The organism is Duganella hordei (genome assembly GCF_040369125.1).
Taxonomy (GTDB): Bacteria; Pseudomonadota; Gammaproteobacteria; order Burkholderiales; family Burkholderiaceae_D; genus Rugamonas; species Rugamonas hordei.
The window spans coordinates 1-25,318 of the sequence record NZ_BPWI01000020.1; the positions used below are offsets into that span (position 1 = coordinate 1).

Annotated in this window: 27 protein-coding genes and 1 pseudogene; 18 read left to right on the forward strand and 10 right to left on the reverse strand. The window is 63.6% G+C overall.

The window, feature by feature from the left end; genetic code table 11:
* The 6 genes and pseudogenes from ABWW33_RS28630 to ABWW33_RS28655 all read left to right on the forward strand — a co-directional run.
* A pseudogene (locus ABWW33_RS28630) lies at positions 1 to 377 on the forward strand (hypothetical protein); the annotation flags it as partial.
* 65 nt (positions 378 to 442) lie between these two features.
* Positions 443 to 823, forward strand: a complete 381-nt coding sequence (locus ABWW33_RS28635) for a hypothetical protein (protein ID WP_176650144.1) — start codon at positions 443 to 445, stop codon at positions 821 to 823.
* Positions 820 to 1,503, forward strand: a complete 684-nt coding sequence (locus tag ABWW33_RS28640; protein WP_176650145.1) for a C39 family peptidase — start codon at positions 820 to 822, stop codon at positions 1,501 to 1,503. The genes ABWW33_RS28635 and ABWW33_RS28640 overlap by 4 nt, the downstream gene beginning before the upstream one ends.
* An 11-nt stretch (positions 1,504 to 1,514) precedes the next feature.
* Positions 1,515 to 1,991, forward strand: coding sequence for a hypothetical protein (locus ABWW33_RS28645; protein WP_176650146.1), 477 nt, complete (start codon positions 1,515 to 1,517; stop codon positions 1,989 to 1,991).
* A gap of 42 nt (positions 1,992 to 2,033) precedes the next feature.
* Positions 2,034 to 3,071 carry an acetate kinase gene (locus ABWW33_RS28650; protein ID WP_353404819.1) on the forward strand — a complete coding sequence of 346 codons (1,038 nt, stop codon included), beginning with the start codon at positions 2,034 to 2,036 and terminating at the stop codon, positions 3,069 to 3,071.
* Positions 3,072 to 3,142: 71 nt separating this feature from the next.
* The gene (locus tag ABWW33_RS28655; RefSeq protein ID WP_353404820.1) at positions 3,143 to 4,102 is read left to right on the forward strand and encodes an MBL fold metallo-hydrolase; all 960 of its coding nucleotides are present in this window, start codon (positions 3,143 to 3,145) and stop codon (positions 4,100 to 4,102) included.
* 31 nt (positions 4,103 to 4,133) lie between these two features.
* On the opposite strand, the gene ABWW33_RS28660 is transcribed toward ABWW33_RS28655, so the two are convergent.
* The gene (locus ABWW33_RS28660; RefSeq protein WP_353404822.1) at positions 4,134 to 5,189 is read right to left on the reverse strand and encodes an alkene reductase; all 1,056 of its coding nucleotides are present in this window, start codon (positions 5,187 to 5,189) and stop codon (positions 4,134 to 4,136) included.
* Positions 5,190 to 5,199: 10 nt separating this feature from the next.
* Positions 5,200 to 5,496, reverse strand: coding sequence for an ArsR/SmtB family transcription factor (locus tag ABWW33_RS28665; protein WP_353404823.1), 297 nt, complete (start codon positions 5,494 to 5,496; stop codon positions 5,200 to 5,202).
* Between the two features lie 128 nt (positions 5,497 to 5,624).
* Between ABWW33_RS28665 and ABWW33_RS28670 the strand changes: the two genes are divergently transcribed.
* Positions 5,625 to 6,680, forward strand: a complete 1,056-nt coding sequence (locus ABWW33_RS28670; protein ID WP_353404824.1) for a hypothetical protein — start codon at positions 5,625 to 5,627, stop codon at positions 6,678 to 6,680.
* On the opposite strand, the gene ABWW33_RS28675 is transcribed toward ABWW33_RS28670, so the two are convergent.
* Positions 6,677 to 7,036, reverse strand: coding sequence for a DUF1304 domain-containing protein (locus ABWW33_RS28675; protein WP_353404826.1), 360 nt, complete (start codon positions 7,034 to 7,036; stop codon positions 6,677 to 6,679). The genes ABWW33_RS28670 and ABWW33_RS28675 overlap by 4 nt on opposite strands.
* 88 nt (positions 7,037 to 7,124) lie before the next feature.
* On the opposite strand from ABWW33_RS28675, the gene sugE reads away from it, so the two are divergent.
* Positions 7,125 to 7,442 carry a quaternary ammonium compound efflux SMR transporter SugE gene (gene sugE / locus ABWW33_RS28680; RefSeq protein ID WP_353404827.1) on the forward strand — a complete coding sequence of 106 codons (318 nt, stop codon included), beginning with the start codon at positions 7,125 to 7,127 and terminating at the stop codon, positions 7,440 to 7,442.
* On the opposite strand, the gene ABWW33_RS28685 is transcribed toward sugE, so the two are convergent.
* The 3 genes from ABWW33_RS28685 to ABWW33_RS28695 all read right to left on the reverse strand — a co-directional run bounded on the left by ABWW33_RS28685 (position 7,439) and on the right by ABWW33_RS28695 (position 12,145).
* Positions 7,439 to 8,398 carry a M14 family metallopeptidase gene (locus tag ABWW33_RS28685; RefSeq protein WP_353404828.1) on the reverse strand — a complete coding sequence of 320 codons (960 nt, stop codon included), beginning with the start codon at positions 8,396 to 8,398 and terminating at the stop codon, positions 7,439 to 7,441. The genes sugE and ABWW33_RS28685 overlap by 4 nt on opposite strands.
* A 106-nt stretch (positions 8,399 to 8,504) precedes the next feature.
* The gene (locus ABWW33_RS28690; protein ID WP_353404829.1) at positions 8,505 to 8,873 is read right to left on the reverse strand and encodes a DP-EP family protein; all 369 of its coding nucleotides are present in this window, start codon (positions 8,871 to 8,873) and stop codon (positions 8,505 to 8,507) included.
* Positions 8,870 to 12,145 (reverse strand): nSTAND1 domain-containing NTPase, encoded by a 3,276-nt coding sequence (locus tag ABWW33_RS28695; RefSeq protein WP_353404830.1) that lies wholly within the window; start codon positions 12,143 to 12,145, stop codon positions 8,870 to 8,872. The genes ABWW33_RS28690 and ABWW33_RS28695 overlap by 4 nt, the downstream gene beginning before the upstream one ends.
* A 171-nt stretch (positions 12,146 to 12,316) precedes the next feature.
* On the opposite strand from ABWW33_RS28695, the gene ABWW33_RS28700 reads away from it, so the two are divergent.
* From ABWW33_RS28700 to ABWW33_RS28710, 3 genes are read left to right on the forward strand one after another with little or no spacing between them, the layout of a single operon-like run.
* On the forward strand, positions 12,317 to 12,955 hold the full coding sequence (locus ABWW33_RS28700) for a DUF1906 domain-containing protein (RefSeq protein WP_176650157.1): 639 nt from the start codon (positions 12,317 to 12,319) through the stop codon (positions 12,953 to 12,955).
* A complete protein-coding gene (locus ABWW33_RS28705; RefSeq protein WP_176650158.1) occupies positions 12,955 to 13,245 on the forward strand; it encodes a hypothetical protein in 291 nt (96 codons plus the stop codon). Before ABWW33_RS28700 ends, ABWW33_RS28705 begins: the two co-directional genes overlap by 1 nt.
* A 17-nt stretch (positions 13,246 to 13,262) precedes the next feature.
* Positions 13,263 to 14,420, forward strand: a complete 1,158-nt coding sequence (locus ABWW33_RS28710) for an acyltransferase family protein (RefSeq protein WP_353404831.1) — start codon at positions 13,263 to 13,265, stop codon at positions 14,418 to 14,420.
* Here the strand turns inward: ABWW33_RS28710 and ABWW33_RS28715 are convergent.
* Complete coding sequence (locus ABWW33_RS28715) at positions 14,417 to 14,881, reverse strand: hypothetical protein (RefSeq protein WP_353404832.1); 465 nt, start codon at positions 14,879 to 14,881, stop codon at positions 14,417 to 14,419. The genes ABWW33_RS28710 and ABWW33_RS28715 overlap by 4 nt on opposite strands.
* Before the next feature lie 122 nt (positions 14,882 to 15,003).
* Between ABWW33_RS28715 and ABWW33_RS28720 the strand changes: the two genes are divergently transcribed.
* Together ABWW33_RS28720 and ABWW33_RS28725 are read left to right on the forward strand one after the other, a co-directional pair.
* Entirely contained in the window at positions 15,004 to 15,429 is a 426-nt protein-coding gene (locus ABWW33_RS28720) for a hypothetical protein (protein ID WP_353404833.1), read from the forward strand.
* Entirely contained in the window at positions 15,429 to 15,695 is a 267-nt protein-coding gene (locus ABWW33_RS28725) for a hypothetical protein (RefSeq protein WP_353404834.1), read from the forward strand. Before ABWW33_RS28720 ends, ABWW33_RS28725 begins: the two co-directional genes overlap by 1 nt.
* A 49-nt stretch (positions 15,696 to 15,744) precedes the next feature.
* Here ABWW33_RS28725 and ABWW33_RS28730 read toward each other — a convergent pair whose 3' ends face one another.
* The gene (locus tag ABWW33_RS28730) at positions 15,745 to 16,614 is read right to left on the reverse strand and encodes a pirin family protein (RefSeq protein WP_353404835.1); all 870 of its coding nucleotides are present in this window, start codon (positions 16,612 to 16,614) and stop codon (positions 15,745 to 15,747) included.
* A 37-nt stretch (positions 16,615 to 16,651) separates the two neighbouring features.
* Positions 16,652 to 17,251: an FMN-dependent NADH-azoreductase gene (locus ABWW33_RS28735; protein WP_353404836.1), complete on the reverse strand. Its 600-nt coding sequence runs from the start codon at positions 17,249 to 17,251 to the stop codon at positions 16,652 to 16,654.
* Positions 17,252 to 17,376: 125 nt separating this feature from the next.
* On the opposite strand from ABWW33_RS28735, the gene ABWW33_RS28740 reads away from it, so the two are divergent.
* Positions 17,377 to 18,294 carry a LysR family transcriptional regulator gene (locus tag ABWW33_RS28740; protein ID WP_353404837.1) on the forward strand — a complete coding sequence of 306 codons (918 nt, stop codon included), beginning with the start codon at positions 17,377 to 17,379 and terminating at the stop codon, positions 18,292 to 18,294.
* Here the strand turns inward: ABWW33_RS28740 and asd are convergent, their stop codons facing one another.
* Positions 18,295 to 19,143, reverse strand: coding sequence for an archaetidylserine decarboxylase (gene asd / locus ABWW33_RS28745; RefSeq protein WP_176651203.1), 849 nt, complete (start codon positions 19,141 to 19,143; stop codon positions 18,295 to 18,297).
* Between the two features lie 184 nt (positions 19,144 to 19,327).
* Between asd and ABWW33_RS28750 the strand changes: the two genes are divergently transcribed.
* The 4 genes from ABWW33_RS28750 to ABWW33_RS28765 all read left to right on the forward strand — a co-directional run bounded on the left by ABWW33_RS28750 (position 19,328) and on the right by ABWW33_RS28765 (position 25,318).
* Positions 19,328 to 21,550 (forward strand): TonB-dependent receptor plug domain-containing protein, encoded by a 2,223-nt coding sequence (locus ABWW33_RS28750; protein ID WP_353404838.1) that lies wholly within the window; start codon positions 19,328 to 19,330, stop codon positions 21,548 to 21,550.
* A 113-nt stretch (positions 21,551 to 21,663) separates the two neighbouring features.
* The gene (locus tag ABWW33_RS28755) at positions 21,664 to 22,047 is read left to right on the forward strand and encodes a hypothetical protein (RefSeq protein ID WP_353404839.1); all 384 of its coding nucleotides are present in this window, start codon (positions 21,664 to 21,666) and stop codon (positions 22,045 to 22,047) included.
* The gene (locus tag ABWW33_RS28760; RefSeq protein ID WP_353404840.1) at positions 22,044 to 24,407 is read left to right on the forward strand and encodes a GAF domain-containing protein; all 2,364 of its coding nucleotides are present in this window, start codon (positions 22,044 to 22,046) and stop codon (positions 24,405 to 24,407) included. The genes ABWW33_RS28755 and ABWW33_RS28760 overlap by 4 nt, the downstream gene beginning before the upstream one ends.
* Positions 24,404 to 25,318: a LysR family transcriptional regulator gene (locus ABWW33_RS28765; protein WP_176650168.1), complete on the forward strand. Its 915-nt coding sequence runs from the start codon at positions 24,404 to 24,406 to the stop codon at positions 25,316 to 25,318. The genes ABWW33_RS28760 and ABWW33_RS28765 overlap by 4 nt, the downstream gene beginning before the upstream one ends.

The window sequence follows — 25,318 nt, forward strand, 5'->3', positions numbered from 1 at the left end:
GCAATACCGCAGGCAATGGCGCGGCAGGCGGCGCGGCTACCGGCGGCACGGCCAGCAACGGCGACACGACCAGCGGCAGCGCCACCGGCGGCGCCGGCGGCGCGGGCGGCGCGGGCGGCGGCAGCAACACCGCCGGTGCAGGCGGCGGCGGCGGTACCAACTCGGTCGGCGCAGCCACCGGCGGTGCTGGCGCGGGCGGTACCGGCGGCGCGGGCGGCGATGTGACCGTGAATGCGGGCACGTTCAATATGTCCAACACCATGAGCAATGTCGGCCAGTCGGCCGCGGGCATCATGGTCACGGCGCAGAACAGCGGCATCGCCTCGCTGGTGCAGCAGAGCGTCAACGTGCAGGCCAATCTGTCGGTCGGCAGATAAAAAGCTGCAAGCGGGATGCGCGCGCCTGGGGCGTGGCGCATCCCGTCATCGACAGGGGGTACGGTATGCAACTATTCAGTATGAGCTTGTGTGCGGCGCTGCTGGCGGCGCCGGCGATCGCTCCGATCGAGGAGCCGTCCGCGCGGCCTTTGCCGCCGCTGGTGCGGGACATCGTCATCACGGCGGCCGATCCCGCCGGGTTTGACGGCACGGCCGTGTCGGCCGACAGGCTGGCAGGCAAACGCGCCGGCACCGACACGGTGACCAGCGACATGCAGTTGAACGGCGCAGTCAGCGGCAATACGGCGGTTAATGTTTTCACCGGCGCCAATTCGATCAGTACCGGCTCGTTCAGCAACGCTTCCGGCCTGCCGGTGGCGATACAGAACTCCGGCGCCAATGTGCTGATCCAGAACGCCACCATCATCAACATCCAGATGCAATGAAAAAACTCGTCAGCGCCTTATTGGCTACCTCACTGGCCGCCGTGTGCGGCCAGGCTGGCGCGGTGGACTTGCCCGGCGTGACAGGCGGCAGCTATGCGCTGCATGTCACCAGCATGAAGGAAGCGCGCTTCCGTTCCACCGTGCGCCAGCAATTCGATTTCAGTTGCGGCTCGGCGGCGGTGGCAACGCTGCTGAGCTACCACTACGACACGCCGGTCAGCGAGCGCCAGGTGTTCGACGCCATGTACGCGCTTGGCGACCAGCAGAAAATCCGCCGCGAAGGCTTTTCGCTGCTGGACATGAAGCGCTACCTGGCGCAGCAGGGCTTTATCGCCGACGGCTATCAGCAGCCGCTGCAGAAGCTGGCCGAGGCCGGCTTCCCCGCCATCGTGCGGGTCGAGGAAAACGGCTACCGGCACTTCGTCGTCATCAAGGGCATGGACGACGGCCGCATCCTGCTGGGCGATCCGGCCGGCGGCACGCGCGCGATGACGCGCTCGGCCTTCGAAGCCATCTGGCAGGACCGGCTGCTGTTCGTCATTCACAACTGGCGCGGCCAGCCGCATTTCAACCAGGCGGCCGACTGGAGCGTCGCGCCGCGCGTGCCGCTGGGCGAGGCGATCAGCCGCGCCAGCCTGACCGACATCACGCTGCCGAAAAACGGCAACGGCAATTACTGAACGGAGGCGCCATGCGCATCGCTTTAATGATACTGCTGCTGGGCTTTGGTGCCGTGCATGCGGACCCGACCGACGGCTGGACCGCGGTCGATGATGCCCAGCTGGAACAAGCGCGCGGCGGCTACGACCTCGGCAATGGGCTGCTGGTCTCGCTAGGTGTCGAACGTTTGGTTTCGATCAATGGAACTGTTGTAGCAAACAGTAGTTTTGCGATCGCCGATGTGACAAAGTTGAGCGCTGCGGAAGCACAGATGGCCAGCGATGCGCTGGCCGCCGTGGTGGTGCAAAACGGCGCCGGCAATGCGATCGATCCGGTGCCCGCCATGCAGGGATTGGGCGCGCTGTTGATACAGAACAGCGTCAACGACCAGGCCATCCGCAGCCAGACCACGATCAGCACCACCGTCACTAACCTGGCGATGCTCAAGGCCGTCAATTTTGAAAGCATGTTGCGCGATTCCTTGAGTGGTGCGGTGGGCCCGAAATGAAACCTGCTGCGGAGGGTGGTAATGCGAAGTGCTCGATGGAGGATGAACGCGATGGCCGGCGCGATGGCCGGTCTTGCCTGCGTGATGGCGCAGGCCCAACAACAACAGGGAAGTGACGCGCGGCCGCCGGCGGTGGCGCCGCTGTTCGAGCAGCCGGGCGTGCTGACGCCGCGCGGCAAGTTCGTCTTCGAGCCGTCGGCGCAGTTCGGCTATTCGTCGAGCAACCGCGTGGTGCTGGTCGGCTACACCATCATTCCAGCCCTGCTGATCGGGCTGGTCGATGTGCGCGAGGTCAAGCGCAACACGCTGACCGGCACGGCCAGCGTGCGCTACGGCCTGAGCAACCGCGCCGAGCTGGAGCTGAAGGTGCCGTATGTGTACCGCAGCGATTCGACCGTCAGCCGTGAAATCTTTACCGGCACCGGCGTCGACAATGTGTTTGAAACCAGCGGCAAGGGCGTCGGCGACGCCGAAGTGGCGCTGCGCTACCAGCTCAACCAGGGGGCGGCCGACAAGCCGTATTATGTGGCGGGCTTGCGCGTCAAGTCGCGCACCGGCACCGATCCGTTCAGCGTCATCACCGATTGCAGCAAGCGCTGCGTCGGGCCGAACGCCACCGGCACCGGCCTGCCGCTGGAATTGCCGACCGGCTCGGGCTTCTATGCGATCCAGCCGAGCCTGACCTGGCTGTATTCCAGCGACCCGGCCATCCTGTTCGGCAGCGTCAGCTATCTGCACAACTTCAAGCGCAGCAACGTCAACCGCAAGGTGCTGAACGGCGAGTGGGAGCCGCTGGGCACGGTCGAGCCGGGCGACGTGGTCGGCTTCAACTTCGGCGTCGGCCTGGCGCTGAACGACAAGGCGCTGATGAGCTTTGGCTACGACCACAGCTCGGTCGCGCGCACGCGCCAGAACGGCTTGCCGGTGCCCGGCTCGGTGCGCACGCAACTGGGTACCTTGCTGGTGGGGTTCTCCTACCGCATCAACGACAAGCGCACGCTCAACGTCGCCGTGGGGGCGGGGCTGACGCGCGACACGCCCGACGTGCAGCTGTCGGTGCGCCTGCCGATGACTTTCTAGCGAGCGCCGGCCAAAAAGTTAATTTTGCGGTATCGTAGCGATTCTCATAATTCACAACAATAAGGGAAGCTATGATCACGACCAAATTGACCCGCTCGGCCGCGCTCTTCGCGGCCGTGGCCGCTGCGTGCTCGCTGGCGCAGGCCGCCGCGCCGATGGCCAAGTTCCAGGCGCCGGGATTTTACCGCACCACGCTGGGCGATTTCGAAGTCACCGTGCTGAACGACGGTACCCTGGATTTGCCGGTCAACAAGCTGCTGAAGCAGCCGCCGGCAAAGACCGACGCGGCGCTGGCCAAGGCGTTCGAGAAAAGCCCGATACAGACCTCGGTCAACGGCTTCCTGATCAATACCGGCAGCAAGCTGGTGCTGATCGACACCGGCGCGGCCAGCCTGTTCGGTCCGACGCTGGGTCAGTTGCTGGGCAATCTGAAGGCGTCCGGCTACAAGCCGGAGCAGGTCGACGAGATCTACATCAGCCACATGCACGGCGACCACGTCGGCGGCCTGGCGGCCAACGAGCAGCGGGTGTTTCCGAACGCCATCGTGCGCGCAGGCAAGCTTGACGCGGACTACTATCTGAACCAGGCCAACCTGGACAAGGCGCCGGCCGAGGCCAAGGATAATTTCCAGGGGCCGATGGTGTCCATCAATCCCTACGTCAAGGCGGGCAAGTTCCAGCCCATCGTCGCCAACAGCGAGCTGGTGCCTGGCATCAAGTCGTATTTCAACGGCGGCCATACGCCGGGCCACATCACCTACGTGATCGAGAGCAAGGGGCAGAAGCTGGTGCTGCTGGGGGATCTGCTGCACGTGCAGGCGGTGCAGTTTGACGATCCGGGCGTCGGCATCGAGTTCGACACCGACAGCAAGGTGGCCATTGCCGAGCGCAAGAAAGCGTTCGCCGCGGCGGCCACGGGCGGCTACCTGATCGGCGCGCCGCACCTGTCGTTCCCGGCGCTGGGCCATGTGCGCGCCAACGGCAAGGGCGGTTACGTGTTCGTGCCGGTCAATTACACGCAACCGCGTTAATGAACAAGGGAGCCGAGGCTCCCTTTTTTCATTACGCCAGGGCAGGGTAGTCCGTGTAACCCTCTTCCGCTGGCGCGTAGAACGTTGCGGCGTTCCATGGGTTCAGCGGCGCGCCGGTCTGCAGGCGGCGCGGCAGGTCGGGATTGGAAATGAAATCCTTGCCGAAGGCGATGGCGTCGGCGGTGCCGGCTTCCAGCACCTGCTGCGCGGTCTGCTTGTCCATCTTTTCATTGGCGATGTAGACGCCGCCGAATTCCTTCTTCAGCAACGGACCCAGGCTGTCTTCGCCGACGGCTTCGCGGGCGCAGATGAAAGCGATCTTGCGCTTGCCCAGTTCGCGCGCCACATAGCCGAATGTTTCCGCCGGATTGGAGTCGCCCATGTCGTGCGAGTCGCGGCGCGGCGCCAGGTGCATGCCGACGCGGTTGGCGCCCCATACTTCGATGCAGGCATCGGTGACTTCCAGCATCAGGCGGGCGCGGTTTTCAATCGGGCCGCCGTAGTTGTCGCTGCGCTGGTTGGTTTTGTCCTGCAGGAATTGGTCCAGCAGATAGCCGTTGGCGCCGTGGATTTCCACGCCGTCGAAGCCGGCTTTCTTGGCGTTTTCCGCGCCTTGCTTGTAGGCGGCCACGATGCCGGCCAGCTCTTCGGTATCGAGCGCGCGCGGCACAGGGTAGGGGCGTTCCGGACGCAGCAGGCTGACGTGGCCCTTGGCCGGGATCGCGCTGGCCGACACCGGCGCTTCGCCGTTCAGGAAGCTTGGATCGGAGATGCGGCCCACATGCCACAACTGGGCGAAGATCACGCCGCCGGCTTTGTGCACGGCCGCCGTCACTTGCTTCCAGCCTTCGACCTGCTCGTCGGACCACAGGCCCGGGGTGTCGGCGTAGCCCACGCCCTGCGGCGTGACGGCGGTTGCTTCGCTCAGGATCAGGCCGGCGCTGGCGCGCTGCTCGTAGTACCTGGCCATCAAGGCGTTCGGCACGCGGGCGCCGCCGACGGCGCGGGCGCGGGTCAGGGGGGCCATGACGATGCGGTTTTTCAGCGTGATGTCGCCGATGGTGATCGGGTCGAAGAGATTTGCCATGATAAGTTTCCTATAGTGACATTTGATCGATGAAAGCCTGGATAAGGGCTTCATCGCGTTTAAAGTAATTCCACTGGCCGACGCGGTGCGAGGTGATCAGGCCGGCCTTGAGCAGGGTGGCCAGGTGCGCCGACACGGTCGACTGCGACAGTTCGCAGCGGCGGTCGATCAGACCGGCGCACACGCCCAGGCTCAGCGGATGCTGCTGGTCGGCGAAATACACCTCGGGTTCCTTCAGCCACGCCAGGATCTGGCGCCGCATCGGGTTGGCGAGGGCTTTGTGTATAGCGTCTATGTCCATCTGCATGTAACGATATATAGATCGTGTTTTTCCGATTTCAATATCGTTATCTTACGATATAAAAGAAAAACGTGCTGGCGGCCGAAAAATCCTTTATGTTACGGGAACATTGTTTGAATCCTAACGAGGCTCATATGACCAGTCATTATCTGGATGTGGCGATCGGGCTGTCCTACACCTTCCTGGCGGTGAGCCTGCTGTGCAGCGCCACGCGCGAGGCGATCGCCTCGCTGTTCCAGACCCGCGCCAAGGTGCTGCTGGACGGCGTGCTGACGCTGCTGCACGAGCAGGGCGGCAAGCCGCGACTGCGCGGCATCGTGCCGTCGATCAAGCGTTTCCTGCGGCGCGACGACGGCTTCGGGCTGGCCCGGCTGGGCGCGCATTCGCTGTCGGCCGCCGTCATGACGCATCCCCTGATCACCGGCATGGCACAACAGGGACGCATGCCGTCGTATATTCCCTCGTCGATTTTCGCGCGCGCCTTTGTCTCCACGTTGACGACCAGGTACGGCAAGGCGCAAACGGCCGCCATCCTGCTGGCCAATGTCGGCAACGAAGGCTTGAGCCGCACCTTGCTGGCGATTATGGGCGAGGGGCCGGACGACCTGGCGGCGCTGGAGAATGCCGTGCGTATCTGGTATGAGACGGTTATGGAGCGCATCACCGGCTGGTACAAACGGCGCTCGCAGTTCGTGCTGTTCTGCGTCGGGCTGTTTTATGCGTGCGCGATGAATATCGACGCGCTGGACTTGAGCCAGCGGCTATGGCGCGACGACGGCGCGTCAGCCAGGCTGGCGCAGCAGGGCGCGGACAGCGTCGCGGCCGGCCGCATGACGCCGCCGCCCGCGGCGCCCGCCGGCGCGCCGCCCGCGGCCCCGCTGGTCAAGGCCATGGAAGTCAAAAAAGATGTGCAGGCGGTACAGGCGTTGCCGATAGGCTGGCCGTCGCCGCGGTTTGAAGGCGCCGGCGGCAAGAGCGTGGGCGCCTTCCTGGCGGCGCTGGCGTTCGCGTTGATGGGCTGGATCGTCACCGCGTTCGCCTCGTCGCTGGGCGCGCCGTTCTGGTTCGACGGCATCGGCTGGCTGCTGGCCCTGCGCGGCACCGGCGCCAAGCCGCCGGCCGAAACCGCCCCGGTGGTGATCGAAGCGATCAAACTGCCGCCGCTGTCCGGCGGCAAACCGTCGGCTTAGGCAGCGAAGTGCAGGGCCAGGCCGATCACGGCCGGCAGCGTCTGGATCAGCAGGATCGAGCGCTTGACAGTTAGTCCACCCCACACGCCGGCCACGGCCACGCAGCTCAGGCCGAACACCGTGAACGCGGAAGCGATCGCCGGAACCGGATGCACGAATCCCGCCACCAGCGCGGCGACCAGGAAGCCGTTGTAGCAGCCCTGGTTGGACATGGCTGGCCGCACGATGTCGGCCTTTTCCTGGCTCAAGCCGAACACGCGGCGGCCGCGCGTCTGGAACAGCACGGTTTCCAGTAAAACGATGTAGACGTGTATCAGTGCCACCAGGCCGGTGACGATCTGTGCCAGTAACTGCATGGGCGCTCCTCTTCTTGTAGTTGAAGGAACATTATCACCCATTTGTTGCTGATGATATAGTTTCGGCCCTGGAATGGAGACACTAATAATGACCTGGATTATCCTCATCCTGGCCGGCCTGCTGGAAGTGGCATGGGCGGTCGGACTCAAATACACCGACGGCTTCAGCAAGCTGGTGCCGACGGTGTTGACCCTGTCGGCGATGGCCGGCAGCGTCGGCCTGCTGGGCCTGGCGCTGCGCGCGCTGCCGCTGGGAACGGCTTACGCGATCTGGACCGGCATCGGCACCGTCGGCACCGTCATCTACGGCATCGCGGTGCTGAACGAACCGGCCGGCGTGCTGCGCCTGGCCTGCATCGCGATGATCGTCGGCGGCATCGTCGGCCTGAAGGTGTCGACCGTTTAAAAAGCCGGGTTGGCGCGCGTCAGGTAATACCACTCGCTGTTGGCGCCAGCCGCGCTGTCGGGGAACAGGATGCGGCCGTCGAACTCGGCCAGCACCGGCGTGCCGTCCGCGCGGGTGCCGATCAGTTCGCCCTGCTTGACCGGGTCAAAGCTGGACCATGGGCGGCTGAAGGCATCGTCCGCGTGCTGCTTGTCGTAGACGGCGGCCATGCTCAGCGCTTCCATGACGTCGTCGGCGATTGGCTGCGGTTGCGGCGCGTCGATCAGGCCGAGGAAGGCCAGCGTATTGACGATCGCGCGGTAGCCCACTTCCGGCGCCTGCGGATCGGCGTGCTGGCCGCACTCCAGCGTCAGCGCGTAGCCGCCGGTGCTGCGCATGTATTCGGTGGTGCCCATGCCGTAGCGCAGCACGGTTTCAAGCTGGCTGTCGCCGCGCAGGCGGCGTTGCACGCCGGCGCCGTAGGTGCGCAGCCAGCCGTCGACAAACCTCCTGACCCCGAGCCGGCGCGCCATCGCGCGCTCCTGCCGCTCGTGCTTGAACGGTTCCAGCGGGCCGTCGTTGTTGCGCGGACCGACCATGACGAAGGGCTCGCTGGCGGCGTTGAACGAGTGCAGGTCCAGCAGCACATCGTGCTGCGCCAATAGCGGACACAGCCAGTTGGCGATGCGATCTTCGAAGTCCTGCGGGTTCGCATTCGGGAACAGGTTGCGGTTGAGGTTGCGTTCGCCGGAGCGTTCGCCCTTGGCGTAGGCCAGCGGATTGGTGACCGGCACGAAGGTGACGCTGCCGCTGCGTATCAGCAGCCGGCCGCTGTCGAGTTCCTGCATCACGCGGCCGATGGCCTTGGTGCCGCAGGTTTCGTTGCCGTGCACGGCGCCGGTGACGATCAGGCGCGTGCCGGGCTGCTGGCCGCCGTATTGGATGGATTTGAATTGCAGCTTGCTGGCGTCGATCATGCGGATTCCGGTCTGTGGCAAAGCCGCAGTTTATACCGATTTACACCTGCGCCAGCAACTGCCGATCGGCAGTTGCTGGCCTGTGGGATCTGGCTCAAATTCCTGGTTAACCTTCAGGCTCGTTCTGAATCTGAGGATCGTGCGAGAATTTGATGCCGTCTTTGTCTTGGAAATGAAGCTTGATACTCAAGGTCATTTTTTCGGTATTGGCATCGATGAATGCCATTAATTTTCCGTCAATGCTGATGGTTTCCTTGCTAAACTGGTTGTTGTCCTTGGGGTGGACAGTCATGCCTGTGAATACAATCGGATAGCCGTCGGTGTCAACAATTTGGTAGTTAATGACAGTATCTTCGTTGAGAACTTGTACGGTTGGCGGTTCAGTGCTGACTTCGTAGTGGCCGGGTTTGTCGGCTTTCGGTTGGACCGAAACCAGGATGTTGATGAATGTGGCTGGAGGAACGAGCGTAGTCATTGGATCGCTTTCTTTGGTGGGTGGTTGGAAAGATACTGCAGATAAGACGGCTCCTGGTAATTAATTGATTCCAAGAGTTTTCGCGACGGCGCTACTTCGGCATACTCATTCAGGCAGACACTGGCTTTTACCCATGGCGCGAGCAAATGAAAATCACTGCTGTTGGGGATCAGGGGCTGGAGAATCGCCTTCGCGGCTTTACATCCTTGGCGGGCAGTTTCAATATCTCCCAACGCCAATCTGATGTCCGCATTGAGCATCAATGCATCCACGAGGTAGTTGCGTATCATCTGGTCCGCAGGTGCCGCGGCGTGAATGTTCTGTAATTGAATGAGCGCTGGCGTCAGCGTGGTGTCCGCCTTGTGGGCTTGGCCGTGCTGTAGTTCCAACGCGGCCCTGCGTTGCGCGACACCTGCAACCAACATCTGCAAATTCAATTTTTTAGGCTCCAATAGACTAAGCGCTGAAAGGTTGTCATGTAGCTTTTCCAGTTGGGAGAACGCCTGAAGCTTGTTTGTGTCTTTATCGGCCAAATCAAATGCCTTGAGTTGGGCGATATACAGATTCTTTTGCCAGGTTCGATTACTTGGATCTCGGTCAACTATGGTTTTCAGCAAGCTTTGTGCGCTGTTCAAGTTTTCCCGACTTACAGTCAAGTCGCCGCGAGCCTGTTTCACATCCGCTTGGTGGGACCAGGCTGACGCGAGCCTATTTAGCCAAAGCGTGTCATTCGGATGAGTTCTGTGGATAGTCTGCAGTAGTGCTAATTCCTTGTCATACAACGATTCTGCTTGAGTTAGTTGCCCTAACTGTAATTGTGCGCTGGCCTGCCACGAAAGGCTGTCTGCCAGGTCGGCGGCCAGACGCTGGTCGTTTGGCGACTTCGAAAAGGCGCGTGTTTTTAAGGCAACTGACAGCGCAAATTCGTTTGCAGCCCGTAGCACATCGCCACGGCGAAGAGCCACCGTACCCAAACTGTTATGTGCGTAGGATTGCTCCATCCAGCTATCAGCGTCGTTTGGAGCGAGAGCTGCCATTGCATCGCTATGTGCCCTATATTCCTCAAAGTATTGCTGCGCCTTGGCCCACTCTTTTCTGTCCGAGTCGATTTGCCCAAGCCAGAAAGCATTTTCGCCAGCGCTTTTAATCAGGGACATATCAGTGGGACGCGTTTGCAGTTGCCGATGCAGGATTTCGCGAGCGGCAAGCAATGCGGTGTTGGCGGCAACCGGATCTGCGCGTGCGATCTTGACTTCGGAAATGAGCAGTAGCGATTTGATGCGTTGAGCCAGGGCAGCGTCACTATCGTTCACTCTCGACGCATCCGACAAATAGGCGAGCGCACGGTTGCTCACGCTATCGAGCAAGTCCAGTTTGCCAAGTGGGCGCAGCTTGTCGACGAACTCGCCGAGCATGTAGCCCATCAGATCTTCGGCTTTGGCGCGATGCTGTTCTGCCAGCATTTGAGCCTTGCGGGCCACCAGGCCGAGACCTCCGGCAAGCAGTGCCAGACCCATTACGACGCACATGACGACGAGCCGGAGACGTTCACCGCGCCGTTCGCTTTGTAAGGAGGCTGCGATGAAAGTGTCTTCTTGTGACGTGAAGCTGAAACCCCTTGTCTTCAGCAACTGGCGCGCCTGATTGGTCTGGGTGCCGGACGGCAGCAGCATGTCGCGCGCGCGGCCGCTGTCCTGCCAGCGCTTGGCCTGTGCGCTGATGCGGCTGCGCACCTGCAAGGTCTGCCGGTGTTCTTCGATCCACGCCACCACGCGCGGCCAGCGCCGCAGCAGCGCCTCGTGGGCGAGGCCGAAGGCGGGAGCGCCGCCCTGCAGGTCGCTGACGAACAGGTGGGCGTCGACCAGCGCCTGCACCAGCCTGGTCTCGGCATCGCTGCGCAGCGCCGACCACGGCACGCGGCGCGACGTGACGGTGGCTTCGTCCTCGGCCACCAGCACCAGCTGCGACAGCACATGGGGCAGGGCGGCGATCTGCGCCGGCCCCAGGGCCGAGATCACCTGTTCGGCGCGGGCGCCGATCGCGCCTTCGAGCCCGCCCAGCTGGTGGAAGCTGGCGTGAGTCAATTCACCGTCGGCAGAGCGCAGGCGGTACAGCTCCTGCAGGCAGTATTGCAGCAGCGGCAGCGTGTCCGGGCCGGACCGCGCGGCGCTGATCAGCAGTTCGTCCAGGCTTTCGCCCCGCTCGTCGGTCGTGTAGCGCAGCTGCGCCACTTGCGCCGGGTGGCGGATGATCTGGGCGATGTCGGCGCTGCCGGGCGGCGCCAGGTCGAAGTGGCCACCGCGCAGTTTCAGATTCATCAGCGCCGGGTAGGCGGACAGGTGAGGGTAGAAATCGTTGCGGCAGGCCAGCACCAGCAGGACGCAACCGGAACGGGCCAGCTGGTCGAGCACATTGATGAACACGGCGCGCTCCTGCTCGCCCACGTGCGGCAGCCTGAACACGGCTTCGAAGCGGTCGATGAAGACCATCAGCTGGATCGCCGGCATTTGCTTTTGCAATTGCTCGATCACACCCGGCAGGTCTTGCGCCAGCCGCTGGGCCAAGGCCACCGCGCTGGTGTTGTCAAACAGTTGGTGGCCGTCGAGCTCGGCATCCAGCAGCACGCTGGCGAGGGTGTCGAGCAGGCCGGCCTGGCCCATGTCGGCGCAATCGAGCTGCAGGTGGGCGCTGATCGCCAGGCCGGCGTCGGCCGGGGCGGCGCCCGCCTTCAGCGCCGGGATCAGGCCGGCCTGCACCAGCGAGGTCTTGCCAGCGCCGGACGGGCCGAGCACCAGCACCATCGCGCAGGCGGCCTGGGCCTGGGCGACCACCACTTGCACCAGTTGGTCGACGTTGAGCTTGCGGCCAAAGAAGATGGACGCGTGCTGTTCTTCGAATGCTTCCAGCCCGCGGAACGGCGAGGCGTGCAGCCAGCTGCCGTTGCTGACGTCGTCGTCGTAGCTGAGTTCGGCCAGCAGGCGGTAGCCGCGCTTGCGGATGGTTTCGATGTAGCGCGGCTCGACCGCCGAATCGTCCAGCGCGCGGCGCAGCTGGGTGATGATTTTGTGGATGGCGTTGTCGCTCGGCGCGACGTTGCCCCAGCAGGCGTCCAGCAATGTTTCGGCGGAAATGACCACGTGCGGGTGGTGGCATAAATACAATAAAACATCCATGGCCCGCGGCTCCAGCTGCCGGTTGAGTTCACCGCAGCTGAGTGTATTGGTGGCGGGATCGACCCGCCACTGCCCGAAACGGAAGCTTTTGTGGTTCACACGCACCTTCTTCTACTAAGAAATAGTACTTAGAAATCAATGACTTGGTCTTCGGAAGGTTTTCGGAAGGCCATTTCTATACTAAATGACTACAGTTGTTTCATAACTACACTTTTTGCAAATATTAACATTTTCGCGTGGAAACGCCACCCCCAACTTTGAGGAGTCGACATGGTTGTCCTGACTGGACTGAAAGCGCCGTTTGAACTGACGCAGCATGCAATTGCAATTAAGCAACAAGGAATAGACTTCGCCATCCGTTACTACAGCCACCATGCCGGCAAGAGCCTGTCGCTGGCCGAGGCGCGCTCGCTGACCGACGCCAGCATCCAGATCGGCGCGCTGTGGCAGGCCGGCGGCGATCATCTGAGCTATTTCAGCCGTGCGCAGGGGTGCGCCGACGGCGCCGCCGCCTACCTGATGGCGCACTCGGTCATCACCCAGCCATCCGGCTCGGCGATCTACTTCGCGGTGGATTTCAACCCGGGCGACGAAGATATCGACGGCGCGGTGACCAGCTATTTCGAGGGCATCAACCAGGCGTTCCAGGCGGCCGGGCCGGGCGAGGCCAGCTACAAGATCGGCGTCTACGGCTCGGGCGCCTGCTGCCGGGCGATGACGGAGCGCGGGCTGGCGGCGCTGAGCTGGCTGGCGCCGTCGGCCGAGTTCTACGGCTCGCGCGACTACGCCAACTACAACCTCAAGCAACTGGCCGCCACCACCCTGCCTGTCGACGACGGTAAGCGCATCAGTGTCGACCTGGCGCGCACCAACGACGGCTACCCGGCGGGCCTGTTCAGGGTGCTCTGATGATGACGATAGATTTCACCGAAAAGACGTCGATGAAGACGGTCAAGCCTTGCAAGACCATTTTCCTGAACAATACGGGACAGGATGTGGTGCTGAAATTCGTCACCGCGCCGGACATGCTGCTGGCCGCCTACACCATCAGCACCGGCATCAGCGCGGCGATCGACAGCATCCGGCTGGGCACCGTCGATTACTACTCCAGCCACGGACACAACGTGGCGATCGCGGCGGAGAGCACGGCCGTGCTCAGCTTTGCCAACCGCGTTGTTACCATGTTGATATCGCCATGATTTGTTAAGATGGCGGCATGAATCCATCTTTAACGGGCCGCAACGCTGGCCTCGACACCCTGCGCGCGCTGGCCATTGTGCTGGTGTTTACCAATCACTACATGTTGTTCGTCAGCGGCGGTCCGACCTTCGGCTGGTTCGGCGAGATCGGCTGGACCGGCGTCGACCTGTTCTTCGCGCTCAGCGGCTATCTGATCGGCAACCAGATCCTCGGCGGCATCCGCCGCCAGCAGGGGACGGGCGGCGAGCGCTTTTCGCTGGTACGGTTTTACGCGCGGCGGCTGCTGCGCACCTTGCCGAATTTTTATGTGGTGCTGGCGCTGTATGCCTTGTGGCCGTATTTTCGCGGCAACCTGGTGCTGCCGCCGCTGTGGAAGTTCCTGACCTTTACTCAGAACATCGCGCTGGTTCCCGGCACCGCGTTCTCGCATGCATGGTCGCTGTGCGTCGAGGAGCAGTTTTATTTCCTGCTGCCTGCCGTGGCGCTGGCGATCGCCGCCTGCCGCCGCTCGCTGCTGCTGGCGTGGCTGACAGTGGCCGGCGCGCTGCTGGCCGGCATGGCGATACGCAGCTATCTTTGGACTCACCATGTTGGCCCGGAGGAGCAGGGCGGCTTCAACTATTACACGCTGATCTATTACTCGTCGCTGTGCCGCTACGATGAGCTGGTGGCGGGCGTGGCGCTGGCGCTGCTGAAAAACCATCACGCCGGCATCTGGACGCGCATCACCTCGTTCGGCAACTGGACGCTGGCCGCCGGCGCGGCGCTGCTGGCGCTGACCTGGACGCTGTTCCTCGAAGACCATTACGGCTATGCGATGACGGTCGTCGGCTATCCGATGCTGGGCCTGAGCTTTTCGCTGCTGCTGGTTGCTGCGCTCAGCCCCGGCTCGCTGCTGCAGCGGCTGCGGGTGCCGGGCGCCGCCAGCATCGCGCTGTGGTCGTACGCGATCTACCTGACGCACAAAACCTTGTGCGTGCTGCTGCGCGCGCCGTTGCAGGACGCGGGCTGGGGGCCGGATTCGTGGCAGGCCATCGTCCTGATGAGCGCCGCCAGCATCCTGGCCGGCTGGCTGCTGCACCTGCTGGTGGAGACGCCGTTTATGAAGCTGCGCGACCGTTTCGTGCCGGGCAATTTTTCCCGGCCGGCGGCGCCGGCGGGGGCTGTCGCCTAATTAAGTTCGATGACGTCGAACGGCGACTGCATCGATCCCAGGAAGGCCATCACGCTGCGCGCCCGCTCGGGCATTTCCTCGTGGCGGGTGGCGGCGATGGCCGCGCGCAGGCCGGGCACGACTTCGGTGATGTGCGGGCTGTCGTAGGCGGCCACCAGCAGCGCGGCCAGTTCGGTGGCGCGGCCGCGGTTGTTGCGCATGCGCTCCTCCAACATCGCCAGCAAGGCGCGCTGCATGCGTGGCGTGGGGTTGGTGATGTAGCCGAAGACCAGCGGCGTGTTGCCGATCGCCTCGCACAGCCTGCTTTCAATCTGATCCGGCTTGACGTCCGACGCGATGTCGAAATACGCGCCGTTCCAGCGCGTCCGTTCGTACGGATGGCCGGGGGGGAAGGAGTCGGCCGTCTCAAAGCCGAGGATGTGGCTCAGGTAGCGCAGCCATTTGATTAGTGTGGGCATCATGGCCACATTTTAGCCTGAGACGCTGTACTCTGCGGGGCCATGATGTGAGTCAACCGGCCCCAGCGTTGGATATATATGCTTGGACCAGCGGCAAACCGAGCCGTCCTTCAGCGGAGGAAATCATGTCATCCGATTTTTACAAGTATTTCAAGCAAAACATGGACGGTCTGGGGTTGGATTGTCCTGAAACGCTTTTCGCCAGCAACGGAACCGCTGTTCAGACTGCGACGGTCATTCTCGCGGGGATTAAGCAGTTTGGCCGCAATGTCACGTTAGCTGAATTGATCGGTGCCGGGACCGGGTTGGAAAAATTGATCTATTTGGGTGCGTTGCGTGCATCGTATTACGCAGGTGCCGTGATTGGCAGCATTGCGGTTGCGGCTGGGCGCTCGTTTGCTGGCGGCATGTCCATATCCGACGTGCTGACAAACGCACAGAGCAATCATCTTCATGAGCCTTGGCTACCTTCTGTGCTGTTGCAGTGGCCAGGTATCTATCGGCAAGACCAGAAATCGCGGAAGAATTACAAATTTGCGTGGAGCCGGTGATGGTCGATCGCTTTGCTTTGTTGATCACAGGGCTTTTTTGCGCTGTGCTGGCCTGGGCCTCCTGGCACTTTGCAGGAGAGTTAGTCAGCGGCGTCACGGTGTCTGTCCTGCTGATCGCTTACGCGGTCGACAATTTTCAACTTCGACGTCAACTACGCGGCCTGCTCGCTGACAGGGACAAGCGCGAGACGCGCGAGAGGGAAGCTGGACTCAGGCGCTTAATGCGCTGCTTGCTTGTCGCGCGTGACAAGCGCAGGGGCGGCTAATACGGGAAGACAGCCCCGGGCGTCACACGCCCGGCGGCTGTTGTAAAGCTTAAGCGTGGGCTTCCTCGCCCAGCTTGCCGGCGCGGAAGTCCTCGACGGCGGCGAAGATTTCAGCCTGCGTGTTCATCACGAACGGGCCGTACTGCGCGATCGGCTCGTTCAGCGGCTGGCCGGCGATCAGGATCAAGCGGCTGGCCTCGGAAGCATGCACGGTCACGCCATCGGCTCCCGGCGTGTTCGCCAGGATCGCCATGCGGCCAGACGCCACGTCCTTGTCGCCGATCTTCACCGAACCGCGATAGGTGAAGATGAAGGCGTTGTGACCTTCCGGCACCAACTGGCTGAAGCTGGCGCCGGCGGGCAGATGGATGTCGAGATAAATCGGTTCCGTCACTTCGCGCTGCACCGCGCCGGCCACGCCGTGGCTGCTGCCGGCGATGACTTTCACCGCCACGCCGTCGGCCGTGGTGTAGGCCGGCACGTCGGCGCCGTTGAAATCGCGGTACCACGGCGCCCGCATCTTGTCCTTGGCGGGCAGGTTCAGCCACAGCTGGAAGCCTTCCATCACGCCTTCTTCCTGCTCCGGCATTTCCGAATGGATCACGCCGCGGCCGGCGGTCATCCATTGCACGCCGCCGTTGGTCAGCAAGCCTTCGTTGCCGGCGCTGTCCTTGTGGCGCATGCGGCCTTCGAGCATATAGGTCACCGTTTCAAAGCCGCGATGCGGATGGCTGGGGAAGCCGGCGATGTAGTCGTTGGCCTGGTCGCTGCCGAAATTATCCAGCATCAAAAATGGATCCAGACGGCGCTGCAGGGGCTGCGTCAACACGCGATTGATCTTGACGCCCGCGCCGTCCATGACGGCCTGGCCCTGGATGATGCGTTCTACGCTGCGTTCGTTTTTTACTTGATCAGTCATGACACTCTCCTATGTGGTTTGCTGCGCCGCCCGTCGGTTATACCAGAACGGCGTTGATTTCCGCTTCGGCCTGCGCTTGCGCCTTGGCCACTGCTTCCGGACCCATGCCCAGGCCTTCGGCAAAGATGTATTGCACGTCGGTCAGGCCCACGAAGCTCAGGAACATCTTGATGTGAGCCAGCTGGGTGTCGGTCGGACCATCGCGGTGCATGCCGCCACGCGACAGGGCGACGTAGACTTTTTTGCCGGTCAGCAGGCCAACCGGGCCGGTTGGACCGTACTTGAAGGTCACGCCGGCGCGGGCAATCGCGTCGAACCAGCTTTTCAGTTGGGCGGTGATGCCGAAGTTGTAGGTCGGTGCACCGATCACCACCACGTCTGCCGCTTGCACCTGGGCGATCAGCGCGTCGTCCAGCGCCACGCGGGCCGCTTGTTCGGCGGTGCGCTGGTCGGCCGGGGTGAACAGGGCCTGCAGCGTAGGCTCGTCGATCACCGGATGCGGATCGGCGGCCAGGTCGCGGCGGGTCAGGGCGGCGGTCGGGTGGGTGGCGCGCAGTTTGGCGACGATGGCGTCGGCCAGGCGGGTCGATTCGGAACCGGTGCTGCGGGCGCTGGAATTGATTTGCAGGATGTTCATGGTGTTGCTCCTTCGTGTCGGGTTGGTTGCTGCGATGGAGTAACTTTAGCAGTTCCAATTTCGATGCGGAAGGCGTTAAAATGGATAACATTAATCCACTGATGGAACAATGAGGGAGGAAATGCGTGGAAATCGATCCTGGCGACCTGCTGCTGTTTGCCCGCATCGTCGAATGCGGCAGCTTCAGCCTGGCGGCGCAGCGGGTGCAGCTGCCGAAATCGACGGTGTCGCGCCGGATTTCGCTGCTGGAGGCGCACCTGGGCGAGCGCCTGCTCCAGCGCACCACGCGCAAGCTGGTGTTGACCGAGTTCGGCGCCAGCCTGCTGGAACATGCGCGCCGCGTGGCCGATGAAACCGAACTGGCCGGCGCGCTGGCGCAGCACCGGCAGGGCGCGCCCAGCGGCTTGCTGCGCGTGTCGATGCCGGCCGATTTCGCCAATATGGCGATGGGCACGGTGATGGCCCGCTTTCTCAACGACTATCCGCAGATCGCGCTGGAACTGGATCTGTCGCCGCGCAGGGTAGACCTGGTGGCGGAAAATTTCGACCTGGCCATCCGCATGGGCAATCTGCCGGACGATTCCTCTTTGGCCGCTCGCCGCGTCACCCTGAGCAAGATCGCGCTGTATGCCGCGCCAGCCTACACCTCGTTGCGCGGGCTGCCCGAGCATCCGGACGACCTGTTCAAGCACGATTTGCTGAGTCTGCCGCCGCGCCTGAACGGCCTGATACGCTGGAAGCTGCTGCGCGCCAAGACCGAATGGGAGCGCGAGCTGCCGGTGCGGTTGCTGGCCAATTCGCCGGAGTTGCTGGTGCGCATGGCGACCACCGGCGTGGGCATCGCCGCGTCGACGGAGATGTTTGCCAAGGAATACCTGGCGTCGGGGGAGCTGGTGCGGGTGCTGCCGGAATGGTCGTTCCCGACAGTGACGGGCTGGGCCGTGTTCCCGGGCCGCCGGCTGATGCCGGCCAAGACCCGGGTGTTCCTCGATGTGCTGCAGGCCGCGTTTGACGACGGCATCACGCAGTTCGGCGGCGTGTAATTACTTCTTCAGGTTGGCCATCATCTCGCCGAGGCGCACCGGGCCGGCCGGTTGCCAGGCCGGGTTGAAGCCCAGCGTATCTTTCGGGAACAGCATGACGACGGTGGAGCCGAGCAGGAAGCGGCCCAGCTCCTCGCCTTTTTTCAGCACGATGTTCTGGTCGCCATACTGCCATTCGCAAATCTGCGGCGCGCGCGGCGGGTTGACCACGCCGTGCCAGACGGTGGCCATGCTGCCGACGATGGTGGCGCCCACCAGCGTCATGACGAACGGACCGTTGGCGGTGTCGAACACGCAGACCACGCGTTCGTTGCGGGCGAACAAGCCGGGTATGCCGCGCGCGGTGGTCGGGTTGACTGAGAACAGCTCGCCCGGAATATAGATCATGCGGGTCAGCTTGCCGTCGCAGGGCATGTGGATGCGGTGGTAGTCGCGCGGGCTCAGGTAGAGGTTGGCGAAGCTGCCGTGCTGGAACTTGGCGGCCAGCGCGGCGTCGCCGCCGACCAGCGCGGTGGTGCTGAACTTGTGGCCCTTGGCCTGGAAGATCTGGTCGTCCTCGATGGCGCCGAACTGGCTGATGCGGCCGTCGACCGGGCAGATGAAGTCGGCGTCGGCCAGCGGGCGGGCGTCCGGGCGCAGCGCGCGGGTGAAGAATTCGTTGAAGCTGGCGTAGTGGCTGATGTCGGGATCGAGCGCCTCGTCCATGTTGACGTCGTAGCGGCCGACAAACCAACGGATCAGGCGCGTGGTCATGGCCCCGCCCTTGGCGCCGGCAACGCGGCCGGCGAAGTTGGTCAACGCTCCCTTGGGAAGCAGGTATTGCGGCAGCACGGCAAGGCGAGACACGATAGGGGATCCTGGCAATTAACGATCGCGCATTATAGCGCCCACATTTATCTTTTCCTCCATGGCAGTTTATGAAATCGGGCTAAACAGCGCGCCGAACTTGTTTTTTTCTGAACATTTTAATAAACCAAGGCATAATGCAAACTCCCCCACTTGTCTGACAACTTACCCCCTTTTGTACTGAGCCATGAAGCCACCACGCCTGACGCCGATCGCCGCCGCCGTTTTTTCCATCTGTTTCTCCGCCGCCGCGCATGCCGACGAGGCTCAGGCAGCCAAGGAGGCCGCGCCACCCGTCATGCAAAAGGTGGAGATCAAGGGCGCCGCAGCCAGCTATGACGCGCGCCGCGATGATACCGCTAGCAAGACCGTCGTCGGCAGCGAGGAAATCCAGAAATACGGCGACACCTCGGTCAACGACGTGCTCAAGCGCCTGCCCGGCATCACCGTCGGCGGCGCCGCCGGCCGCGGCGGCGGCGAGATCCGCATGCGCGGCCTCGGCAGCGGCTACACCCAGATCCTGATCAACGGCGAACGCGCGCCGGCCGGCTTCGCCATCGACAGCCTGGCGCCGGACGTCATCGAACGCATCGAGATCCTGCGCGCCGCCAGCGCCGAGTTCAGCACGCAGTCGATCGCGGGCACCATCAATATCGTGCTGAAGAAGGCGCTCAAGGCGGCCCAGCACGAGGTCAAGTTCAGCGAGGGCAAGGGCAGCAAGTTCAGCTCGCCGTCCGTCAGCCTGCAGATGTCGGACAAGGACGGCCGGATGTCGTATTCCTTCGGCGGCAACGCCTGGCGCTATATGTACAACCGCATGACGCCGTCGTTCGACACCGGCACCGACGCCGCCGGCATCCCCAACCTGGACCGCTCGGCCACCTCGCGCGACCAGGGCCGCTCGGACGGCTTCAACCTGTCGCCGCGCATCAACTGGACGCTGGACGGCGGCGATACGCTGACCTCGCAATCGTTCTTCAACCTGAACCAGTTCGCCGGCAACAGCCACCGCCGCATCACCACCGACCTCGGCGCGCCGCCGGACTACGACCGCGTCGACAGCACCTTCAGCAACCATAACGGTTTCGGCCGCACCGACCTGAACTGGGTGCACAAGCTGGCCGAGGGCGCCAAGCTGGATCTGAAGGCGGCCGTCAGCGAAAACCGCAACACCGCAGATTCCTTCCAGCTTGGCGGCAACAACGGCCTGCCGGCGACGCTGGCGCGCACCGTCGTGTCGGAAAGCAAGGAGACCGGCTTCAGCACGCAGGGCAAATATTCGACGCCGCTGACCTTCGGCTCCGCGCCGGCGGACGGGCAGGGCGAGGCGCCGACCGAGCACGCGCTGGCGCTGGGCTGGGATGCCGGCGTCACCCAGCGCGACGACGTCCGCAACCAGCGCGAAGCGCCGCTGCCGGGCAGTTCGCCGGTCAACACCGACGAGGGCTTCGGCGCCAAGGTCACGCGGCTGGCGCTGTTCGGCCAGGATGAATGGAATGTCACGCCGCTGTGGTCGGTCTATACCGGCCTGCGCTGGGAAGGCCTGGACACCCGCAGCGATGGCAACAACTTCGACGCGGTGAGCCAGCGCTCCAGCGTGCTCAGCCCGCTGATGCAGACCTTGATCAAGCTGCCGAACAAGAAGGACCAGGTGCGCCTGGCCCTGACGCGCACCTACAAGGCGCCGTCGACCGCCGCGCTGATACCGCGCAAGTTCACCTCGACCAACAACAGCCCGACCGAGCCCGACCGTCGCGGCAATCCGAACCTGAAGCCGGAGCTGGCGCTGGGCCTGGATGCGTCGATCGAGCATTACTGGGGCGAGGGCGGCCTGCTGAGCGCCAGCGCCTCGGTGCGCCGCATCGAAAACTACACCCACCAGGGCTTGCTGTATGAAGACCAGCGCTGGGTCTCGACCTCGATCAACGACGGCCGCGCCGAAACCCGCGGCATCGAACTGGAAGCCAAGTTCCCGATGCGCGCGCTGCTGGACACGGCGCCGGCGCTGGACCTGCGCGCCAGCGTCAGCCGCAACTGGTCGCGCGTGGAAAGCGTGCCCGGTCCGGACAACCGCCTCGACCAGCAAACGCCGATCAGCGCCACCCTGGGCGTGGACTACAAGAGCCCGAGCGGCGTGCTCAGCACCGGTAGCAATTTCAGCTTCCGCAACGGCGGCCTGGCCCGCCTGAGCGGCAGCCAGGGCGGCTATTCGTCGGTGCGGCGCGACCTGGACGTGTATGCGCTGTGGAAGCTCGATCCGCAAAACAACTTGCGCGTGGCGGTGTCCAACCTGCTGGCCCAGGACTACACCACCGAAAGCCTGTACAGCGACGCCAACGGCACGCAGAACCGGATGTCGGTCGCCAGCGGCGAAACCCAGCTGCGGGTAACGGTAGAGAAGCGATTCTGAGGATGGTATGATGCGGCGGTGAACTTATTTGCCGTGGGACTATCCTGAAAAAGCCTAAAGTTACCGAGATCATCCAGGTCGACGACGACAGTCTGCGTCTGGCGCTGGCCGAGGTGCGCGATTTGCAGCGCACCGTGGTCGTGCTGCGCTCCGAACTGGAGGCGGCGCACCAGGAACGCCAGCGCGAGGTGCAGGATGCGCTGTCGTCGGCGCACAGCGAATCGCAGCAGGTCAAGGCCACCGTGACCTCGTTGCGGACCACGCTGGAGCAGGCGCAGGCCGAGCGCGAACTGGCGGTCAAGGCCGCCACCGCCGCCGCCCAGGGCGAGATCACCCAGTTGCGCGACACCGTTTCCGCCTTGCGCACCAGCCTGGAAAAACTGACGCAGGAAAAAATCGACGCGCTACAGCAGGCCCATACCGCCCATCACGCCGAGATCGCCCAGTTGCACGAGACCATACGCGCGCTGCGCGACGAGCTGGAGGCTCGCGTATGAGTGCCAAGCCGACCATCCGCAGCGTGGGCGAAAAAGCGGCGAAGCCGGTCGCCATCCGCGCCGCGGCCAAGACCGCCGCCAACGGCAGCGACGCCGCCTCGGCCCAGGCCGTCGCCGGCGCGCAACGCAAGCGTTTGCGTCAGGTCGAGCTGCTGCTTGAAGTGTCGCGCCGCATGGCCGCCTACGACACGCTGGACGAAATCCTGACCGCGCTGGTCGAAGTCACCACCGAAGAGCTGGACGCCGAGCGCGGCACCTTGTTCCTCAACGACGCCGAAACCGGCGAGCTGTTCTCGCGCGTCGCCCAGGGCAATATCCAGCGCGAAATCCGCTTCCTCAACCATACCGGTATCGCCGGCCACGTGTTCACCACGGGCGAAGCGGTGATGATCGCCGACGCCTACGCCGACGCCCGCTTCAACCGCTCGATCGACGAGCAGACCGGCTTCGTCACCCGCAACATCCTGTGCGTGCCGATCAAGACTTTCAAGGGCGAGATCATCGGCGTGTCGCAAACGCTGAACAAGCGGCGCGGCAAGTTCACCCGCGCCGACCTGCAGTTGCTGGAGGCGCTGACCACCCAGGGCACGCTGGCGCTGCAAAGCGCGCGCTTCCTGGAGAGCATGAAGAAGATCCGGCGCCAGGAGATGGAGTTCATCGACGTGGTGTCCGAGGTCACGGCCGACATCAAGCTCGGCTCGCTGCTGCAAAAGGTGATGGGCGAAGCCACGCGCCTGCTCAACGCCGAGCGTTCGACCCTGTTCCTGAACGACGAGAAAACCGGCGAGCTGTGGTCCGAGGTGGGGCAGGGCCTGGAGTCGCTGCAGATCCGCCTGCCGAACACGGCCGGTATCGCCGGCGCCGTCTTCACCTCCGGCAAGACCATCAACATCCCTTACGCCTACGCCGACCTGCGCTTCAACCCGGCGTTCGACAAGCGCACCGGCTATTTCACGCGCTCCATCCTGTGCGTGCCGATCGTCAACAAGGCCGGCAAGATCATCGGCGTGACGCAGGTGCTCAACAAGCGCGGCGGGCCGTTCACCCATGAAGACGAATCGCGGCTGCGCGCGTTCACCGCGCAAATCTCGATCGCGCTGGAAAACGCCAAGCTGTTTGCCGACGTCCAGCAGATCAAGAACTACAACGAAGCGATGCTGGAGTCGATGTCGAACGGTGTGATCACCCTCGACAGCCAGGAAAAAATCGTCACCTGCAACGCCGCCGGCCTGCGCATCCTGCGCACCGACAGCGGCAGCATCGTCGGCAAGAGCGCCGCAGATTTCTTTGGCGCGGCCAACACCTGGGTGATGGACAAGCTGCACCATGTCGAGGAAAACCAGTCGGCCGAGCACCTGATGGACGCCGAACTGGCGGTCGAGGGCGAGACGCTGTCGGTCAACTTCAGCGTGCAGCCGCTGCTGTCGATGGAGAAGAAACGCATCGGCTGGATGCTGATGATCGAAGACATCTCCAGCGAGAAGCGGCTGCGCTCGACCATGTCGCGCTACATGGATCCCGGCATCGCCGACCAGATGGTGGCCAACGGCGCCGAAATGCTGGGCGGTAAAAACGTGCTGGCCACGGTGCTGTTCTCGGACATCCGCAGCTTCACCACCATCACCGAGCAGCTCGGCGCGCAGGGCACGGTGACCCTGCTGAACGAATACTTCACGATGATGGTCGATTGCATCCAGCGCGAAGAGGGCATGCTCGACAAGTTCATCGGAGACGCCATCATGGCCGCCTTCGGCATCCCGGTCGGCCACGACGACGACGCCGACCGCGCCGTGCGCAGCGCCATCGCGATGATGACCGAGCTGCGCGCCTGGAACCAGGTGCGCGTGCGCGAGGGCAAGCTGCCGGTGGAGATCGGCATCGGCCTGAATTCCGACCAGGTGGTGTCCGGCAATATCGGCTCCAAGAAGCGCATGGACTACACCATCATCGGCGACGGCGTGAACCTGGCGGCGCGGCTGGAATCGGCCTGCAAGCAGTACGGCGCGCACATCCTGATCAGCGAATTCACCTACCGTGCGCTGCGCGGCACCTACCGCATGCGCGAGGTGGACATCGTGGTGGTCAAGGGCAAGACGCAGCCGGTGTCGATCTACGAGGTGATGGATTACCACAGCGAGGAAAGCTATCCGCAGCTGATCGACGCCATGGGCTTGTTCCGCAACGGCCTGCAGAGCTACCGCAGGCGCAACTGGGCGGCCGCCAGCAAGCTGTTCGAGGAAGTGCTGGCGCTGAATCCGAACGACCAGGTCGCCATTCTCTACATCGACCGTTGCGCCCACATGGCCGACAACCCGCCGCCGGACGACTGGGACGGCACCTTCGTCATGGAATCCAAGTGAAGATACCGCGCAGTACGCTGGAGCAGTGGCAGGTGTTGCAGGCGATCGTGGAATGCGGCGGCTACGCGCAGGCGGCCGAGGCGCTGCACCGCAGCCAGTCGTCGGTCAGCTACATGGTGGCCAAGCTGCAGGAGCAGCTGGGCGTCGAGCTGCTGGAAATCGACGGCCGCCGCGCGCGCCTGACCAGGAACGGCGAAGCCTTGCTGAACAAGGCGCGTGAGCTGCTGGGCGACGCCTTCCAATTGGAGCAACTGGCCGGCAGCCTGGCCGAGGGCTGGGAGCCCCAGGTCAGCATCGCCGTCGACAGCCTGTTCCCGGTCGAGCTGCTGGTGCAGGTGCTGCGCGAGTTCGAGCCGTGGGCCAAGCATACGCGCGTCAACCTGGAGGAGACGGTGCTGTCCGGCTCCGAGGACGCGCTGATTGAAAAACGCGTCGACATCGCCATCGCCAGCCGCATTCCATCGGGCTTCCTCGGCGATGCGCTGATGGATATCGAATTCATCGCCGTGGCCCATCCTTGCCACCCGCTGCATGCGCTGGGGCGCGAGCTGGAGGTGGACGACCTGAGCCGCAACCTGCACATCGTCGTGCGCGACTCCGGCACCCTGAATCCGCGCGACCACGGCTGGCTCAACAGCAACCAGCGCTGGAGCGTCACCAGTCCGCACACGCGGATGGAAATGATCTGCAACGGCATCGGCTTCGGCTGGCTGGCCGAGCACAAGATCCGCAGCCAGCTGGAGCAGGGCTTGCTGAAGCCGCTGCCGCTGCGGGTCGGCCAGCGCCGCAAGCTGTCGCTGTCGCTGGTGGTGGCCAATCCCGAGGTGGCCGGCCCGGCGACCTGCCGCCTGGCCAACCTGATCCGCAAGGTGGTGCACGAAGGCCCGCAGCCGCAGGCGCTCTGCGGTTGA